15 protein-coding genes are annotated in these 19,259 nt (G+C 45.0%); 8 read left to right on the top strand and 7 right to left on the bottom strand.

Annotated elements, in window-relative coordinates:
• Nucleotides 1–8: 8 nt before the first annotated feature.
• A complete protein-coding gene (locus tag DYADSP32_RS14285; protein ID WP_414617772.1) occupies nt 9–1,829 on the bottom strand; it encodes a family 16 glycoside hydrolase in 1,821 nt (606 codons plus the stop codon).
• Nucleotides 1,830–2,075: 246 nt separating this feature from the next.
• Here DYADSP32_RS14285 and DYADSP32_RS14280 point away from each other — a divergent pair, with 246 nt between their 5' ends.
• The 7 genes from DYADSP32_RS14280 (at nt 2,076) to DYADSP32_RS14250 (ending at nt 8,754) form a co-directional block, all read left to right on the top strand.
• The gene (locus DYADSP32_RS14280; protein ID WP_149242104.1) at nt 2,076–2,840 is read left to right on the top strand and encodes a DUF1080 domain-containing protein; all 765 of its coding nucleotides are present in this window, start codon (nt 2,076–2,078) and stop codon (nt 2,838–2,840) included.
• Nucleotides 2,841–3,046: 206 nt separating this feature from the next.
• Complete coding sequence (locus DYADSP32_RS14275; RefSeq protein ID WP_149242105.1) at nt 3,047–3,613, top strand: hypothetical protein; 567 nt, start codon at nt 3,047–3,049, stop codon at nt 3,611–3,613.
• Nucleotides 3,614–3,707: 94 nt separating this feature from the next.
• Complete coding sequence (locus tag DYADSP32_RS14270) at nt 3,708–4,631, top strand: hypothetical protein (RefSeq protein WP_149242106.1); 924 nt, start codon at nt 3,708–3,710, stop codon at nt 4,629–4,631.
• A gap of 214 nt (nt 4,632–4,845) precedes the next feature.
• Nucleotides 4,846–4,998, top strand: coding sequence for a hypothetical protein (locus DYADSP32_RS14265; protein WP_414617771.1), 153 nt, complete (start codon nt 4,846–4,848; stop codon nt 4,996–4,998).
• Nucleotides 4,999–5,014: 16 nt separating this feature from the next.
• Nucleotides 5,015–6,139, top strand: coding sequence for a DUF692 family multinuclear iron-containing protein (locus DYADSP32_RS14260; RefSeq protein WP_149242107.1), 1,125 nt, complete (start codon nt 5,015–5,017; stop codon nt 6,137–6,139).
• Nucleotides 6,140–6,442: 303 nt separating this feature from the next.
• Complete coding sequence (gene glgP, locus DYADSP32_RS14255; protein ID WP_149242108.1) at nt 6,443–8,089, top strand: alpha-glucan family phosphorylase; 1,647 nt, start codon at nt 6,443–6,445, stop codon at nt 8,087–8,089.
• An 80-nt stretch (nt 8,090–8,169) separates the two neighbouring features.
• The gene (locus DYADSP32_RS14250; RefSeq protein WP_149242109.1) at nt 8,170–8,754 is read left to right on the top strand and encodes a Uma2 family endonuclease; all 585 of its coding nucleotides are present in this window, start codon (nt 8,170–8,172) and stop codon (nt 8,752–8,754) included.
• A gap of 4 nt (nt 8,755–8,758) precedes the next feature.
• Here the strand turns inward: DYADSP32_RS14250 and DYADSP32_RS14245 are convergent, their stop codons facing one another.
• The 4 genes from DYADSP32_RS14245 to DYADSP32_RS14230 form a co-directional block, all read right to left on the bottom strand.
• Nucleotides 8,759–9,685, bottom strand: coding sequence for a dTDP-4-dehydrorhamnose reductase family protein (locus DYADSP32_RS14245; protein WP_149242110.1), 927 nt, complete (start codon nt 9,683–9,685; stop codon nt 8,759–8,761).
• Nucleotides 9,686–9,909: 224 nt separating this feature from the next.
• Nucleotides 9,910–10,617: a peptidylprolyl isomerase gene (locus tag DYADSP32_RS14240; RefSeq protein ID WP_149242111.1), complete on the bottom strand. Its 708-nt coding sequence runs from the start codon at nt 10,615–10,617 to the stop codon at nt 9,910–9,912.
• 129 nt (nt 10,618–10,746) lie between these two features.
• Nucleotides 10,747–11,361: a hypothetical protein gene (locus DYADSP32_RS14235; protein WP_414617770.1), complete on the bottom strand. Its 615-nt coding sequence runs from the start codon at nt 11,359–11,361 to the stop codon at nt 10,747–10,749.
• A gap of 238 nt (nt 11,362–11,599) precedes the next feature.
• Nucleotides 11,600–13,015 carry a BamA/TamA family outer membrane protein gene (locus tag DYADSP32_RS14230; RefSeq protein WP_149242112.1) on the bottom strand — a complete coding sequence of 472 codons (1,416 nt, stop codon included), beginning with the start codon at nt 13,013–13,015 and terminating at the stop codon, nt 11,600–11,602.
• A 245-nt stretch (nt 13,016–13,260) separates the two neighbouring features.
• Here DYADSP32_RS14230 and DYADSP32_RS14225 point away from each other — a divergent pair, with 245 nt between their 5' ends.
• The gene (locus DYADSP32_RS14225; RefSeq protein WP_149242113.1) at nt 13,261–13,455 is read left to right on the top strand and encodes a hypothetical protein; all 195 of its coding nucleotides are present in this window, start codon (nt 13,261–13,263) and stop codon (nt 13,453–13,455) included.
• A 411-nt stretch (nt 13,456–13,866) separates the two neighbouring features.
• Here the strand turns inward: DYADSP32_RS14225 and DYADSP32_RS14220 are convergent, their stop codons facing one another.
• Entirely contained in the window at nt 13,867–15,609 is a 1,743-nt protein-coding gene (locus DYADSP32_RS14220) for a SusD/RagB family nutrient-binding outer membrane lipoprotein (RefSeq protein WP_414617769.1), read from the bottom strand.
• 23 nt (nt 15,610–15,632) lie between these two features.
• Nucleotides 15,633–19,157 carry a SusC/RagA family TonB-linked outer membrane protein gene (locus DYADSP32_RS14215; protein ID WP_414617768.1) on the bottom strand — a complete coding sequence of 1,175 codons (3,525 nt, stop codon included), beginning with the start codon at nt 19,155–19,157 and terminating at the stop codon, nt 15,633–15,635.
• Nucleotides 19,158–19,259: the final 102 nt, after the last annotated feature.

Below are 19,259 nucleotides of genomic sequence, written 5' to 3'. Positions count from 1 at the left end.
GAATTGAATCAGAACAGGATAGCATACTTTAGTTCACCGCCTTGCAACGGTATCAGCAGCTCTTGCTGGCCACTTACGCTTCTGATTTCGGGCTTCACGTTTTTATCTGTCAATTGAATGTAGTACGATTTCCCGTCCACGGCATAAAGACCGTCAGAAACCTTTTCGATTGAAGAACCTGCGGCAACCCGGCCCGCAAGACCCTTCGTAGGGTTGAGTACCTTCACGATTCGCTCGAAATACTGATTGTTAACTACGGTGATATAATCCGTCACCTTGGATCCAAAAGCCTCGTATTGGAAAGTAGGAATGTCGGAATCATTCAGAATGTACCCCCTCTGACGAAACCCGCTGCCGGTGGTATCGCTATTCCATTTGGAAGATCCATCGGCTTTTCCAAGGAGCATGTCATTGCCCAGCACCGTTACACTTCCACGCGGCCGTGAAGAGCCGTCGCCCCGGTCATGCCACATGGGTGTTGCATCCAGAAAATCCCCGCGCCAAACCTGCAGAAGTGCACCTTTGTCGAGATCGTAGGTGTAGTGCAGGTTGGAAGGGCTGCCCACGGAAATGGCATGTACCACCCGCTCTCTTTTTGATTTTGCATCTTTTTTTACATCCATGAAGCTACGCATCAGGGTATTGGTAGGTGCATTGATGAGGATGGGATCACTTGACCCGCCCGCAACCGCGGAACTTTTGGAATGGAGTGCTACTTCCCGGAATCCCGGACCGCTGATCCACAGACCGAGTGCGGGTTTCATCCAGCCGTCCCTTTTGTTGGAGAAAAGCTCAAATGTATGGTCACCTGCTTTGAGGTTGACGGAGCCGGTGCGAAATTCGTTTGGCGTTTTCCATTCCGGTCCTATTATTTTTTTACCGTCTATACTTAGATATGCATTTCCGGAAGCTTGTAATTTGAAGGTATAGTTGCCTTCGGTTGGTGCGTTGTATTTACCCGTATATACAAAGGAGTAATTGTTGTTTTCTTTCAGGATATCCCACGAAAGTTTTTCAGATTTGCCCGTACCTGCTGGTTTGTGTTTAGACAAATCCTCCGTTTCAAGCAACCCGCCATAATAGGTTTTGTAAGCAAGGCCCGACAGGGTTCCCGGTTTCTTATCAAAATTATTGATCATGATGTTTTTGATTGCCAGAGATCCATGATCACCCTGAAAGCGAAGAGGCCCCATGGCTACATCTTCCGCTGTAAGTGATCCGCGGGTAGGCCCGCTTTGCTCGACATTTTCGTGGATGGTGACGCCATTCAGCTTGATATAGAGAAATACGGCATTTGCGATTTTTTTGCCGTTGGCATCAAAGCGGGGAGCCTGGTAGGAAATTTCCAGATGCTGCCACAGACCTGGCGCTTTGGCAACATTATACCTGGGCGCGTATCCTTCATATCCTTTTTCGCCTTCTGGTTTGGAATCGTTCCAGCGCTCGTAAATACCTCCGCAATCGCTGAAACGGGGAGATTTTTTACCCCAGCTGTCGAAGAGCTGCACTTCATAATTTCCCTGCAGGTAAATGCCTGAGTTGGATCCTTTGGCAAGCATAAAGTCCAGTTCAAGATCCAGGTCACCGTGCTTCAGGTTTGTGATGAGTTCATACTGGCTGCCATATTTTCCATGTGCATGGATATTGGCCAATACGCCTTTCCCCGGTGTAGTTGAGAGTTCGTTGTCCTTGGAAATATCCGCGGAAGCGTTACCAACAATCTTCCAGTTTTCGGGTTTTGTTGTAAACGCACTGAGATCGTTCAGGGCAATGGGTTGCTGTGCAAAAGAGAGTTGCGTCATGAACGCGCTCGTAATGCCAGCTGCCATTGTAAAAAAAAGACGGTTGAATTTGAGCATACTTGTAATGTGACTTGATTAGGTGTTGAAAAAATTACGAACCCTCGGGCAGCCGCTCGCCAGGTCGTCGGCCGGCGATAAGCTGGATTTACAAATTACGATATAAGAATTGGGAAAATTACATTTTGTAAGGTTAGAATAGCGTTGTTTGGTTCTTTCTGCTTAATGTTGTAATCCGTTACAACCTGTAATTCCACTAAACTGTTATTTTTCAAAATGAAAAAATTATTCATTACCGCTTTCGGTTTGACATCGGCTTTTGCATCATACGCACAATTACAACCAGCAAAGCAAACACCGGAGTCGAGCGAGCTGTGGGATCCTATTCCACGTATCGTTACAGCGGGTAAGCCTTCTTCTGCGGTGTCGGGATTTACAGCTCCTTCCGACGCAATCGTATTGTTTGATGGTAAAAATCTTGATAAATGGGTGTCTGCAAAATCAAATGGCGGTGCTGCACCCTGGATCGTTGGCGACGGTGCAATGACGGTTGCGCCAAAGTCTGGTGATATCCAAACCAAAGAAACATTTGGGGATTATCAGCTGCATATTGAATTCCGGACGCCAGCTAAAGTAGAAGGATCAAGCCAGGGACGTGGTAACAGCGGTATCTTTATGCAGGGAATATATGAGCTTCAGGTGTTGGACAGCTACAACAACAGAACTTATTCCAATGGCCAGGCCGGGTCGATTTACAAGCAAACCATGCCCCTGGTAAATGCATCAAACGGACCAGGTGAGTGGCAGACTTACGATGTGGTGTACACAGCACCTCATTTTAATAAGGATGGTCAGATGGTAATTCCTCCCTACATCACAGTGATACACAATGGTGTTTTGATTCAAAACCATACGGCTATTCAAGGAACAACCCCCTATGTGGGCCAGCCTACGGTCACTCCGCACGGTCGCGGACCGATCAAGTTGCAGGATCATAACAATACAACCAGCTTCCGGAATATCTGGATCAGGGAGTTGTAGGGTTTTTGGTTGATGAGTTTAGAGTTGATGAGTCCAAAGTCGCCTGGTTTATGCGTTTTTGGTGATTTCGGGCTTTACACTTTGACCTTATGAACTCATAAACTTCCTTGCCAGGAATAATATTTATAAAAGACTTGGATGATGATAAACATCGTTCGAGTCTTTTTATTTTTGGTGCCATTTTAGACCCTGGACAAACAACAGATATGCAGGAAATAGAGCCGTACTACAATTGGGAGAAGCATTATGTGGCCAGCAGAGATAAACGGTCGCCATTCTATGGACGAACCTATAATCTGGATTATTATGAAAATAATATCTATGGCTATTATATTCACCCGCTTTGGGATGAAATCGGGTCGGAGACATTATATGTCAAGATACTCTTTGCCGATTATGACAAACACTTTTGTGTCATCGAGGTGTTCGGCGAATGGAATGATACGCTCCACAATGATATCATGTTTTTCAAACGCCAGGTTGTGGATCCGCTGGTGGAGGAAGGAATCAATCAGTTTGTTTTGCTCGGAGAGAATATCCTTGATTTTCACGGTGCCGAAGACGATTATTATGCAGAATGGTTCGATGATATCGAAGATGGCTGGATTGCGGCAGTAAACTTCCGGGAACATGTGGAGCAGGAATGGAAACGCTTTCGTTTGGACTACTACATCAATTTTGGCGGCACGTTGCAATTAAACAACTGGCGGACCTTAGCACCCGACAGATTCTACGAGTTGGTTAAAAATTTGATCATAAGAAGGTTAGCCTGAACAAAAAGGTAACCTAATTGCTTGCAAGCCTGCAAACTCCTTTGTAGCTTTCGATTCTACAAAACAAATCCACTTAACCTAAATTTCATCCACAATGGCAGAAAATGATAAACCAGTCCCAGGTGAAGCAGAAGAATCACTAAAGGAAAAGGCAGAAGTGTTTAAAGAAACCGCAGCTGATGCAACAGACGATGTGCTGAGCGCTGCAGCTGATGTGAAGGAGGAGTCTGAATCATCGCTGGTTGCAGCGGTTGAAACAGTGTCGGATGAGGTGGATCAAAAAATCGATGAGGTAAAAGCGGATGTAGAGGAAGCCGTGGCGGACGATGCGTCGGAAAAAGCAGATGAGCTGGCCGATACTGTGGAAGAGGTAAAGGCACATGTGGTGGAGGAAGCAGGTGAGGTTAAGTTGGCCGTGGAAGAAAAAGTGGACGAGGTAGTGGCAACTGCTGGTGAAGTACATGCAGATGTTGTTGAAAAAGCGGAAGATGTTAAGGTATCAGCCGAAGAAAAATTGGAAGAGGTAAAGGAGGCGACTGTGGAGGCCAAATCCACTTTTGAAGCGAAAGCAGCTGACTTAAAAGCAGCAGCGGAGGATAAAATAGAAGATTTGAAAACCGGATTTTCGGCTAAGGCAGAACAACTTCAGAATGAGGTGGAACTGAACATAGCAGCAGGAAAAGTGAAAGCGCAGGAATTGGCGACAGAACTTTCGTCAAAGGCGGATGAATTGAAGGTAGCTGCATCGGAAAAACTGGACGAAGCCAAACATAAAGCACAGGAACTTACCGCAGATGCGACTGAAAAGCTTGCTGATCTGAAGGAGGACGCGGAGGAGGCCTTTGAAGATGCCAAAGAACTGGCTGCTGAAAAACTTGCCGAGGCGCAGGTTAAAGCCGCTGAGTTGAAGGCAAAGGCCACAGAACAATATGAGGAGGTAAAACAGGCTGCAGCCGAACAATACGAGGAGACAAAAACCAAAGCAAAAGGATTCTGGGCCAGATTATTTGGAAAATAATTGGCTTACATGTCCTAAAGGAAACGCCTGTTTGAGTAAATCATGCAGGCGTTTTTTATTGTAGTTTGGCTCCCCTGGTAGAAGATTCCACTGATTTTAGCTAAAATATGTTAAGGTCTACATAGTGAGCAAATTAAATGCTGCTGGACTTCCAACCATAGCGATGCGGAATGTTTCTTGTCAGAAGAAACTATTTACTTAAACCAAAAAAAACATGAAGATTCCAAAATCTATTCTTCAGGCCGTAGCCGTGGCGGTGGCCGTTACCACTGTAACAGCATGTGCGGTACAGGAAGTTGGCCCTAAGGACAAAGAAAGAAAAGCCAAAGAAGAACCTTATAATTGTCCCGGATGCGGTATGGGTTGATATTTTCGAGCACTTTATGAATCGAATTTACGCATCAATCGCCTGTAATCTGGATGCAGGAATTCTTTCAGCAGCGCTTCCATTATTCGAGGGAGAAAAAGTGCAGGCCATTGAATGGGCTTTCGATACCCTTTTCCAATACGAGCAAATTCCTGACTGGTTCACGGATCTGGTCACTGAATATTCGGATCAGGGAAGGCTGGTCGGGCATGGTGTTTTTTTCTCGCTGTTTTCTGGAAGGTGGTCAGTAGCCCAGCAGGAATGGCTGGACCGCCTGAGGAGGATGTGTGAAACCTTTCGTTTTGATCATATTACGGAGCATTTCGGTTTTATGACCGGTGTCGACTTTCACAAAGGGGCTCCCATCAGCGTTCCTTTCACTGAGGCTACCCTGGCGCTTGGCAGAGATCGCTTACGCCGAATTCAGGATGCCTGCCGGTGTCCGGTCGGGCTCGAAAATCTCGCGTTTTCGTACACTCTGGATGAAGTGAAATACCACGGAGATTTTCTGGAGAAATTAATCCTACCTACAAATGGTTTCATTATTCTGGATCTTCATAATCTTTACTGTCAGCTCCATAACTTCAATATTGCGGACGATACCCTTCTGAATTTATACCCACTCGACAGGGTGAGAGAAATACACATTTCAGGCGGTAGCTGGGTGGATCACGATCCTGCGCCAAAGGGCCGCATACGGCGCGATACCCACGATGACGCTGTACCCGAAGAGGTGTTCCATTTGCTCCGAAAAGTGTTGAATCTATGTCCCAAACTCAAATTTGTTGTAATGGAACAATTGGGTACGGCTCTTGAAACGGAACAAAGCCATATTCAGTTCAGGCGCGATTTCTACAAGATGGACCTCATTGTGCAGAATCACAACAGAGGTAGTTCAGCCCGCTCAACCAATGACTTTCTGCCAGAATATTTCGATGTATTAACCGACCTGCCTTTGGAGGTGCCAGAACTTTATGAACAGCAGGTGGAATTATCGCTGATTCTGGAAAGGGCAGTCGGGACAGAGGATGCCCGGAATCTTCTGTCCCGGTCCAGTTTGGCCAAATCGGACTGGCAGGTCGAAAACTGGACACCACACATGCTGGAAACGGCTATCGCCATTGCTAAAAAGTGGCAGTAAACTCTTCTTTTCTGTAATCGGGTGCCCCCTTTTCCGTGGTGATTATGTCACAAGTGCAAGGATGAGGATATAATTTGGCTAAGCATTGATATGTTACTGACGCGGAATGGAAACTGATTCCGAAAGTTCGCAAATGTAGCAGGAAGACGTAATTCCTTATCTTCGCGTATAACAGTTGGCACAATATTATTGATTCAAATGGTTTGGAGGTCGTAAGGTGATAATTTGGTGAAAATTTACTTCATTCGCCGAATTGTTATTTTATTTCTTGTTACAATCAGTACTCATCAATCATATAGATCAATGCCATTACAAAAATTCACGTTGCCATTCACCAATCCGATCACTCCGGATAAGAAATATAACAAGTCGGTTGCTTACTTCTCAATGGAATTTGCACTCGATCAGGCGCTTAAAACCTATTCGGGTGGATTGGGTTTTCTGGCGGGCTCCCACATGAAAAGTGTATATGCACTGAAGCAAAATCTGATCGGCGTGGGCATGCTTTGGAAATATGGTTATTACGATCAGGGACGAAAGCTGGATAGCAGTATGCAGCCCGAATTTCATGAGAAAATATACCACTTCCTTAAGGATACCGGCGTACGGTTCCAGATACCTATTCTAGGTAAGCAGGTTTGGGTCGCAGCTTATTATTTGTCGCCTGAGGTGTTCCAGACCGCCCCGATGTTTTTTCTGACAACCGACACGGATGGTAATGACGCATCGGTGCGGGCCATTTCCTATTCGTTGTATGATGCGGATGTTACCATGAAAGTGGCGCAGTGTATGGTGCTGGGGATAGGTGGTGCGAGGCTTTTGGAAGAGCTAAAACATGAGCCGGAAGTTTACCATTTCAACGAGGCCCATGCCATTTCGGCGGTGTTTCCTTTGTTTAAGAAATTTAAAAAGGTTTCCGAATTGAAGAAAAAGATTGTGTTTACGACGCATACACCGGAAGAGGCAGGAAATGAGAAGCACAACATCCAATTTCTGGAAGGACTCGGATTTTTCTCCGGAGTACCACTTGCCACGGTCAGGAAAATCACCGGTATTCAGGACGATGTTTTCAATCATTCGCTGGCAGCGTTGCGGCTAAGCCGGAAGGCAAACGGGGTTTCCAAATTGCACGGAGAGGTGTCACGTAAAATGTGGAAGGTGTATCCGAAAATCTGTGAGATCACACACATTACCAATGCGCAGAATAAAGCCTACTGGACGGATCCGGAACTCGAAGCGGCCAGAGTAAATAAAGATGGGGGTGCTATCAGTCAAAGGAAAAAAGAATTAAAAAGTGTTTTGTTTAAAACCGTAGCCGATCAGGCCGGAAAAATTTTTGATCCCAATGTATTAACCCTGGTATGGGCCCGGCGCTTTGCCGCTTACAAGCGTCCCGATATGATTACCTGGGATGTGGAACGTTTCAAAAAGCTGTTGAATAACACCCAATATCCGGTGCAAATCATCTGGGCAGGTAAGCCCTATCCCAAAGATGAAGGGGCGATTGATACTTTTAATCATCTGTATTATCTCAGCCATTATTTCCCCAATATGGCAGTGCTTACCGGATACGAGCTTGGACTTTCGAAATTACTCAAAGACGGATCCGACGTGTGGCTCAATACGCCCATAGTGACCCGCGAGGCTTCTGGTACCAGCGGGATGACCGCAGCGATGAACGCCTCAGTGAATGTTTCCACTTACGATGGCTGGATCTGTGAGTTTGCCAAAGACGGAGAAAATTCTTTTATACTTCCTGTTGCAGAGGGCCCCGATATCAACAAGCAGGATTGCGATAGTCTGTTTGAAGTGTTAGAAACCAAAGTTTTACCGACCTATTACAAAGAAGGAGATGACTGGGAAAAGCTGGTGCTCAACAGTATGGATGATGTCAGTGAGTTCTTCGATTCCGACAGGATGGCAAGAGAATATTACGAGAAGCTATATTGATAGAAGTGGTGCCTTTTTTTGAAATTGAGGAATAATTAGTAAGTTGCTATAAGCAAAATGAATGTTAAAGTGTAAGCGTCATGAATATGCCTTTAACCCTACATGTCGGGGAGATAATGAGTGAAGATGAGTTCTTCAAGTTATGCCGTATGAACGATACGATTGATTTTGAACGTGATAGTAACGGAAATATCATCTTTATGTCGCCAACTGGAAGTTTAACAGGAGGTTTTAACTCCGACATTTTAGTCGAAATCGGGGTCTGGATTCACAGTCACAAAATTCCCGGGAAATTATTTGACTCATCAACCGGATTCACTTTGCCAAATGGAGCGGTCAGGTCACCGGATATCTCATGGGTTTCCAGACATAAATGGGATCGTTTATCGAAAGAGGATAAGGAAAGATTTGCTCCCCTTTGTCCGGAGTTTGTTGTGGAAGTTCGATCCAAATCAGACGACTTAACCTATCTTTTAAATAAAATGGATGAGTATATGGCAAACGGGTGCCAGTTGGGCTGGCTTATAGATCGTTTTGATCAAAAAGTATATGTATATGCTGCCAACCATGAAGTGATCCAATACCAAAGTATGGACGTTCAGCTCTATGGGGAGCCCGTATTTCCTGGTTTTGTTCTGGATTTATCGGTTATTGAGAGAGCTTGATCTTTTACTTGTTGATATACCCAGCTTGCTGAGCCAGCAAGGCAATGCCCTCCCGGAATGTACGTGGTTCGTAACCCAATACATTCCGGGATTTTTTTAGGTCAAATCCGGTTCTGGGTGGTCGCCGTGCAGGTTGGGTAAAAGCGGAGGCGTCCGTCGGCGAAATGAGCGTACTGTCCAGATCGAAAAAATCAGCTGTTGCCATCGCCATTTCATACGGTGTAAGAAGATCCTTTCCGGAAATATTAAAAATCCCCTGCGCTTTTTTGTCAGCTATTAAAAAACATCCCATAGCAAGGTCTTCAGCCAGGGTAGGTGTGCGAAACTGGTCGGTCACGACCTTGATCGGTGTTTCTTCTTCCAGCGATTTTTTTACCCAAAGAATAATATTACTCCTGCTCATGTCGTGGGCAATACCATATACCAGAACAGTTCTGGCAATGGCCCATTGAAGCTCTGAATGTGAAACCAGCTTTTCAGCAGCATATTTGCTCCATCCATAAAAGCTTACAGGGTTTGGCACATCGTCTTCCTTATACGGGCCCTCCGTGCCATCGAAGATGAAATCCGTAGACACATGAACAAAAAAAACGTGGTGTCTCTGACAGGCCTCAATCAGGTACTCCACAGCCGTCACATTTAATTTCCAGCATTCCTCTTTTTCCATTTCACACTGATCCACATTGGTCATGGCCGCGGTATGGATAATCACGTCCGGCTTGGCAATCTTAATCACCGCTTCCACCTGTTTGCGATTGGTGATGTCCATCTCGTAATACTCGTATCCATAGAATGCAGGCAGGCGATTCTGCCCCTTTGAAGTGGCAATGGTATGAATACCCGGGGTTGCGGCCAGTTGCTCCACCAGCTTTTGTCCCAGGAGTCCGTTAGAGCCGGTTACGAGAATGCGTTTTTTGGTGTGTGATGGCAAAATGTTGTAGTTTAAATGCGTATCTGTTTTAAGATTTAAATGTTTTTTATATAATTATATTCCTGAATTTTCGCTTATTTTAGATGGATCAATGGTCTGAATTGAATTATACAAGCCACCTTACTGATGCCGGTGGAAAATCAGTGGTGTAGTTCGGGTGGAAGTGCGCCACTCGAACTCAGTCTGACTGCTGATAGCTGATAGCCGATTGCTGATAACGACTTTTATGCCTCAAACTTATACCCGTATTTTCGGGCTATCTTTTTCTTTTTCATCTTTTTGACTGAAACGGTCATCGTCAGATTTGTTTTCGGGCGGTCCCGTTCATCGCGAGGCTCCATGGCTATTTTGTCGATAACGGGCAGGCCATCGATGACTTGACCGAATACACTGTATGCGCCATCCAGATGTGGCGTTCCACCCACCGTCTCGTATACTTTTCGCTGCGCTTCTGTTGGTTTTCTGGCCGCTCGCGCCGCCTGTTTGTCCAGGTCGGCATTGTTCCATTTGCGCCCTTCAACAATGTAAAACTGACATCCGCTTGATTCTTTCTCAGGATTGTTGTCCCTGGCGGCAGCCAGTGCACCTTTTTGGTGGAAAAGTTTGGGACTGAACTCTGCAGGAATCTTATAACCATTGTCGCCGTTGCCAATCCGGTCGTCCTCCTTCGCATTGCGCGAGTTAGGATCCCCGCCCTGGATCATAAAGTCCTCAATGATCCGGTGAAAAAGCAAGCCGTCATAAAATTTTTCCTGGGACAGTTTGATGAAGTTAGCCTTGTGTTTGGGCGCTTCGTCAAACAGGATGGCGTGCATCACACCTTTCTCCGTTTTGATGGTGATCAGATAATCTTTTTTCGAAGGCTTTTGTGCCGATACGTTTATTGACAATAAAAGAAGTACGCCCGATATAGCCAGCTTATGGTATTTCATATTAAATACTAAGAGAAATTTATTTAATGATTTATATGTGTAATTCTTTTAAATCAATTTGTTGCAGTTTTTTTATTTGCTTTGTCTCCCACAGCTAGCCGCCCACAGCTGGCCGCCCGCTGCCAATGGCTATTTAAGTGCGAGTGCGTTCTTATTGGTGGGTGTAAATACGAATTTCAGACCAAAATCTTTTCCTTTTGTAACGTCTTCCATTTGCACCTTCACGGAGTTTTTGTTCCAGGTGATTATTTTATTTTCCTCTTTGGGCGCGTCATAGCTTTTGGAAAAATAATTTTTACCAGCATTCCACAGTTGGGTCGTCGCGTCTCCGCTGTTGAGATATACATCAATCTGAATTTTAGTTACCTGTTTTTCCGGGTTGATAAAATACTGTACGTCGATGGATTCGAGCTGGGCGGTTTCGACTGTGTAACCCAGGTGATCCACCGTTTCTTCAAACATGTCAAACGTTTCGGTTGCTTTTACTTTTGAAATCGGATCGCCAAACGATACGCCACGTACTATACCGTTGTCCGCATCGCCCACGGCCGTTTTTAACAAAGCAGACTGATCACTGTTTAATTCTGGCTGGGCGGGGTTGGCCAAAATGGCTGAATCTGTTTTCTCAACCGTTTCCTCCTTGGTCTGGGTCTGGCAACCATAGAGCACTACCATGGAAAATAGGATAGAAACGACCGCGAAGGAAAGTTTAGGGAACGTGCCATGGGGAAAGTAATTTTTCATTCAGTTGTGAAGTGTTTAATGTGTGATGCTTATCTCTTGTTGAAACAATGTTTAGTGCAAAAATAGCCAATTCATTCTTTCAAGCGATGCAGATCAAATAAATTTAACAAAATGGTTTGAACGATTCCTGATCTGTCTCCTAAAATATCACGCCATTTGTCCATAAAAAACAGCCACGGATGTGTTTTCCCGAATGGAGCCTGCCTCAGGAACTGGCTCGATAAGTGAATACAGATGATCAGAATTCCCGGGAGACATTGAAAAAGAAACGGCGCTCTCCTTTTGCGTTGAAGGTGAGGTTGAGACGGACCACCATGTTGTAAAATGTGACTACATCCAGGCCTGCTCCTGCACCGTAAAGCATTTTATTGCCGAGTCCGGTATTACTCAGCTCCGGGTACCTGTTCTGAACATATCCGGCATCTGCGAAGGTATTGAGGTAAGCCGCAATGGGAATGGTGTTGAACTGACTGATGGGGATCCAGGAAAACTGCTTTTGTATCGAAAATAGCTTGAGTTTGACCTCACTTTTTAAGAGCGCGTAGTCCTGTCCATCCACAACATACAGTTCATAGCCGCGCACGAGGTCATTGCGGTAACCAAGCCCGACCGTCTGTAAATAGGGCTGGCGCTTGGGTGCGGAAACCCTGAACCGTACGCCTGTGTTGGCATACCAGCGCCTTGAAATGGGTATGTATTTCCGGTAGGATCCGTACACATACAGCTGGTTGATGTCATCCATGGGAAGTAACCCCAGTTTAGAGATCTGGATTCCGCCGGTTTGCCCGCTGAGCGCATACTGTGCATTGTCGCGTTTGTCGTAGCTGAATGAATAGGTCAGCTGAAAGAAGTTCTGCCTCGTGTGGCGGTCCAAAAGATAATTGGGATTCAGAGCTGCTATCGTATCTGAGATGTTGGCGTGGCTGTAACGCAGATCCAGCGAGTGAAAGGTGTAATACTTGTTTCGCCGGGTGATGTTGACGAAAGTGTAGAAACGCTCCCGGTTGATCGCTTCGCTGTTGACAAAATCGAGCTTGTCCCGCCAGGTACGAAAGGCCATGCTTTTATTCAGCAAGTACGAAGCGCCCACCGTAATTCCTGTTTTCTGGGCTTTGTCGATATAGGGGAGGGAATAGGACAGGTCAAATTTGGGTATAAAGCCAAATTCAGCCAAAAAGCGAAGCTTGTCGTTCCGGCCCGTTACGTTGCCATAACTCATGTAAACACCGTAGGTGGTGCGCCGGATGTCCCTTTTACGTTCATACCACCATTCATTGAAGTTCCGGTCGGCGAGGCTGAATACCGGGAAGACGATCAGGTACCAGCGCTCCTTTACCAATATCCGGATGTCTGTCCTGATGGAGTCTTCATTGGGTTTTGTTAAGATAGCCACGGTAATAAACAGATTGGTATTCACTACTTTTCGCCTGTCTATTTCTATTCTTTCGTCCAGCTCTGGTGCGGGGATTGAGTCTCCGGACCTGATGGCCATTTCCCTGAGGATGATCGCTCCCCTCGTGCGGTGATTGCCTTCAACAATCACATTGCCAATGATGACCTGCCTGTTTTCAGTGGGTGTGACCGGCTGTGCACAGATGGATTTAGCGAAGCCGCTGAGTAGGACTAGTAAGCATATTATTTTGTACCGGTGCATTTTGCAGATTCTTCTCAGTTTGTTTCAGTGTTGAAACGAGGTATTCCTTATTTACTTGATGTTATTCGCTCAAAAATACAGCTAAATAGCTTGGCATGCGTATGCAGTGATAATTATGTAAGAAGTATTGTTTAATGCTGCTTGAAGACATGATGTGGATATCGATCATGTTGAAAAAAAAGCCGTGAAAGATAGTACTTTCTTTTCAGCATTGAGTATCATAATCGTACTAATCCGCCATTATTATGTCACTTTCCCGGGCAGAAAATTTGATCAACAAGCTGATCAGCAATAAGCTTTCGGAGGAAGAACTTTCAGAGATTTTTACTTGCCTTAACAACGAGGAAGAGAGGCGAAAATATTCCGATGCCTTAGAAGTTTATTTTTTTAGTTTGCTACGGGAAAGTGAACTGCATGTAGATTCTCCCAAGGTGCGGTGAGTTTTTTGGGGCTGCTTTAACCGTTACTTCCCAATCAATTTCCCTGGAAAATTAACTTTCCGAAAAACCTGTATGCCAAAGCTTAGTGGGCTTGATCAAAAGGAATCGATCAGACTGTTAGCATTAAATGCATGAGGTTGATATTCAGGTAGCATTTGTTTTATTTAGACGGAATCTGCGGTTCTATTGTCCTTTCCTGAACATGATCGCGGGTTTATTGAAACTCAGATTATCATCTCTTTAACAGCGTATATCTCAATCAACGCAATCAAAAAACGCCCTATGGAGCAAGTGCCTGAGGAAAATGTCTTTTCCTTAGGCAAATAGTAGGTTTTCAATAATGGTGATAGCAAAAAAAGGGTGCCGTTTGCAATAACGGCACCCTTTTTCAATTGCTATATTAGAACAAGATTAGTTTAAGATCCACATCTTTGCTGATGCAATATCTTTTCCTCCCAATGCAGAAACAGCAGCATTGTAATTTTCTTTGTTGTTACTTGCTTCATCCAATGGATACATGTAACGTTGTGGATACGTGTATGAACCGAACGATGGAGCTATTTTACCAATAAATGCAGGTTTGCCAGTTCTCCTGTAGTCGGTGTAAGCCTCGTTTTGGTTGGTGATAAGCATAGACAGCCACTTCTGGGTTGCAATTTTGTCAAGGTCGGCAGCCGTTCCATCGAGCGCTACACCTGGTTTTGCGTAATATGCAGTAAAGTCGTCAACAATTTTATCTGACCCTATATGCGTAGCAGGTTTGGTGCCATCTTCAATTTGCCATCTCTGGAAGGATAGCTTAATACCATTTTCGTAGTGACCCTTCACAGTCCCTGCCGAAATCCATCCTTTTTGACGTGCCTCTGCAAGCAGGAATGCCATTTCGTCAGCTTCCATCAATACGGCTTTGAGCCGAGGATCAGCTACCTTCGCCAGCAAAGTGGAGAACCCTGTAAGGCGACGATTATCGTAGAAACCATTGCTTCCAGTTAGGCCTGTTCCGCCATATTGCGCTTGGACATTCGTGGGGTTGGGAGTTCCAAACCACTTTGCATCCAGAACATAAGGAACCGATGTTACATTACCGTTCAGGTCTCTTCCTGCAGCTGTCAATGCTGCTGCTTCGGCAGCAGTTGCCGGGTAATGGTTAATCGTGTATGAAAAACCATTGATCTTAACTACTTCATCCACTTTTGCTGGCTTACTTGACAACGGTGAAAGTACAGGAGCAAAAATAACATACATCCGAGGATCGTCAAAAGCAACCATTTGGTCGATCAGATACTTGGAAGGTTTTTGCTCGGTAAAAGTGTTTCCTGTTCCCCATGTTCTTTGCATATACCATGCATCTTTTTCGACCGTGCCTGGGAAAGTTAGGCCGGCATTGTCCGCTACCGCCGACATATAATTGGTACTGCCAGCAATTGCCTGCATGTCAGCGGCCAGGTCTTTTCCAGCCTTCTTGAATGCATCGTAAGAATGCACCATCAAACGAAACTTCAGGGAATTCGCAAATTTAATCCACTTTGTTTTGTCGCCTTTAAATAATACATCAGACTCAGCAGGTAAACCTTTACTATTTGCATCAGATAAAATGGCAACCGCGTTACTCAGCATCGCAAACATGGTTTCATAAACCATCTTTTGCGAGTCGAATTTTGGAAACAGATCCCCAGTTCTTCCCTGAACAGCCTCAGTAAACGGAATATCGCCGTATTTTTCGGTAAGGTAGGCTCCCACCACACATTTGAGGATATCGGCAGCAGCCACATTAGCCATGTTTCCCTCAGTTGTTGCCAGCTTTTTTACAGCCTCTAGTGTTCTAAGCTGACCATCTTCGTCTCCCGAACCCGCATAGACATTCTTGTCCTGATATAACCAGTTTGGATCTGTTTTAGTGTAAAAGGCGGGTATCTGGTCGCCACTATAGCAATCCATAAAGTACATAGCCGCCTGTCCTCGTGGTGCATCTGTTGCAGCTTTGCCATAAATTTTAGCAACACTTACAATTGAAGTGGTCAATTGATACCGAGAGTAAGTAAAATAATCTTTATTAAAGGAAGCTTCTCTTTCTTCCAGTCTCAACTGGTCGCCACAGGATGTAGCAAATGCCAGTGTCGAGCACAGGGTTACATATTTAATTAACTTGATCATAATAATTTCTGTTTTAAAGTTCATCAAAAGCTAACACCAAGCTTCAAGCCCATTGTACGCATTGGAGGTAAACCAAATTGCGCCACACCCATACCCGATACACCATCATTAAAGGCAGTTTCAGGGTCTTCGTTCATCCTGTTTTTAGCCCAGAACATAACATTCTTGGTAAAAAAGGTAAGCGATAAATCCTGCAAATGCAGTTTCTGCACAAGAGATTTATTGAACTGATAGGTTAGATTTATTTCCTTAATTTTAAATGCAGTTGCATCGTGCGTTCTGAATTGCGCGCCCGACCACAATTCATTCCCCTCCATAGCGTATGGGTTCAAATAGATCGTTTTATTTGGATCGTCGCCATTTTTGATATACGCTGCATCAGGAAGGTTTAGTTTTTCTTCCGCAGTAAGCTTAGATAAGTCAATATTTGGATCAATATATACTGCATTCCAGTATCCAAAGTACCGTGGGTCTCCATTGTACAAAGTCATGGTGCTTTGCATTTTCTCGCGGTAGTCTTCATAGCCATCACCTGGGAACATTGCATTTGGGTTAGGCATACTAGGTAAACCACCTGCAAAACGACCGCCAGTAAACAATTTGTCGTAGTCGTCACCATAAATCTTCTTGATGTCTGCCATACCGTCATCAATCATGATTTTCTGTGTTTCTGAAATGAACACCCCACCCACTCTCAGGCTCGTCACTACATTAAACCTGAAGTTTTTATATTTCGCATCCACATTGAAACCCATGATTGCTTTTGGGTTCATATTACCCAAATAACCATGTTTTCTGATGTGGTCCGTGGTTGTGACCGCTTCTTCAATAATACCGCTCATTCCTGTAAGCATCATCCCTTTATATTTGCCGGACTGAACATAAGGAATAGGTGCCTGTGCATACAAATCGCCCACTTTGGATCCTTTGAAGAGCGATAAATTCGCCGTGCCGGCATATCCATAGAATTTCTCGGCAAAACGGGAATCAAGCTCCTGGATTTTTGCATTGAAAGTGGATAAGTTACCACCGATTCCCACTTCCCAGTCTTTCGTGCGGATGGGCACGACTCTTAACGAAAGCTCAATACCTTTCGATATTACAGACCCCATGTTAGTTAATACGGAGCTAAAACCAGTGGAACCCACAACAGGGAGATTCTGGATTTGATTGATGTGGTTCTTAGAATAAGCAGTGAATTCTCCCGTTACTCTGCTATTCAGCACTCTGAAATCAAGGCCAACCTCCTGAGTTACGTTTAATTCGGGCTTAATGCTGGCATCGATAAGGTCACCACCGATCGATCCCATTTGTACAGCTCCCCAAGTATTGCCCGAAATGCCATATTTATCCAGATTAACAGGATTTCCGATTCCATATCCAGTTTGAGAATAACTTCCTCGCAGCTTCAACAGGTTGATAGCAGGTCCAAATTTAAATGTCTCTGATGCGATCCAGCTTAATGATGCTCCTGGGTAAAAATGGCTGGCCTTTTCGCTGTTAAGAATACCCACCCAGTCATTACGTCCGGTTAATTCAAGATAAACGGTACTTCTCCAACCCAGCGTTGCGGTTGCATAAGCGCCATAGCTTCTTGAGGAGTATCCCCGGTCGAATTCAGCTGCCTGCTTCACAGCAGCAGGCAAGGAGGCAAAGTTGAAAGAATTGGGCGTAGTCAACTCACTTCCGCCAAATCGGGAGCTATTGGCTTCAGAAAATTTGTACGAAAAGCCTCCCAATGCATCCACCGAGAATTGGTCATTCAAGAAGGTTTTGTTGAATGCCAGCAAGGCGTCCGTGTTAACAGAGAGGTTGTTGCTGTTCTGTTGCTCGTATCCACCTTTTTCAGCTCTTTCAGAACCCCAGGGCGTTTTGCGTTCAAAAGCAAAATTCTCATGGTTCATACCAGTACGCACTGTGAAATTCAGAGGATCAAAAAGTTTCCAGTCCAGCTGAACTTTCCCGAAAACGATGTCCTTTGCAAATGTCCGGACCACGTTTTCAGCCGCAAAATATGGGCCGTTTTTTCCTATGGCTTTGTCAAAACCCTTCGCATCTACCCTGCTCAAACGAGCCTCTCCGGGGTTTTTTAAATAAGGCGTGTTTTGATATGTACCAGTCCAGTCAGTCAACCAGGTGTCCGCATCTTTCCAAACTGACATCTTTGGCATGTTGATCGGCATAGACATGGCATGCGCAAGTGGATTGTCTTCCCTTTTACCCTGAATGTGTGATGCGTTGGGAGCAAAAGTGCGTGAATACGATGCCTGGGTAGATATGGAAACTTTCTTGTTTACCTTGTATTGTGCGTCAAAAGATACGTTGGTACGGATTGTTTTATTACTTGGTATCACACCTGAGTAAGTCATGTTACCTACATTGAACCTGTAGTTTCCTTTGTCATAGTTGCCGGTTACAGCTACGTTGTTATCCAGCATAACACCCGTCTTAAGGAAAGCAAGCAAAGGGTTCTGATCGCCACGTGCCTCAAGGATTGACTTTTCCCATTTCTGATTTACAATATCCCATCTCCACAGCGGATCCACATTGTTTTTTGTATCATTAACAGCCCAGCCCAAACCTTTTTTGTCATCGGTCATTGGTTCTCCTTCTTCTCCACCCTGGAAAAATTGTCGCTGTACAGGAGGCGCACTATAGGCACGGTCAACAGAGACCGAGCTACTTACAGAAACACCAAGACCTCTTTTCGCCTGAGCTCCTGATTTGGTTGTAATGAGAATTACACCATTACCAGCAGAAGAGCCATAAAGCGCAGAAGCGCTGGCTCCCTTCAAAATGGAAATGTTCTCAATGTCATTGGGATTGATGGAGTTCATGTAGTTACCCACGTCAATACCTGCAGTAGTACCAACACTGTTTGACATCAAAGGCACACCATTCAGTACGATCAATGGTTGTGTTGCATTATTGATATTACTCTTGGAGTCATTTCCCTTCATGATCCCTGCGAGTGAAGTAGCTCCGCGGATGTTGAACATTACTGAGGAGGTAGGAGAAGAGTTAAGGCTGTTCATCTGAACACCGGTAAGTTTTCCTTCCAGTGATTTCAAAGGGTTGGACGTTCCACCTACTTCGAGGTCCTTAGCGTTAAGGGAATTCGTAGCGTAGCCCAGTTGCCTGGCGTTTTTTGAGAGCCCCAAAGCGGTTACGACAACTTCGTTCAGAGTCTCAGCGCTTTCTGCGAGGCTGACGTCAATTACAGAGCTGTTTCCAACAACTAGTTCCTGAGACACGTATCCGATATAAGAAACGATCAAAACCTGCCCGGCTCCATCGCCTACTGCAATGGAATAGTTGCCGTTCACGTCAGTGGAGCTACCTGTGGTGGTTCCTTTGAGGAGAATGTTTACACCCGGAAGGCTTGAGCCATCCTTTTCAGCAGTGATTTTGCCCGTGATTGTACGCTGTGCCTTGGTGTTCTTACCATTCTGCTCCATTCGGTTTCCAAAGGCTAGCGGGGCGACGACACCTGTACAGAGGAGCCATACACCAAAGAGGAAGCAGACCCTCTTTTTATTGGTTGACATAGAGGTTTTCATTGAATTTGGATTAGGTTAGTAAAATTGGTCATAAATTTTCGTGGTTTACTTCGTGTCGGATTTCCTTATTCCGTAATATTCGCATAGGTT

Origin of the sequence: Dyadobacter sp. 32 (assembly GCF_902506755.1) — a bacterium.
Taxonomy (GTDB): Bacteria; Bacteroidota; Bacteroidia; order Cytophagales; family Spirosomataceae; genus Dyadobacter.
Note: the sequence above shows the minus strand (reverse complement) of the source record. Positions and strands in the feature narration are given on the sequence as shown.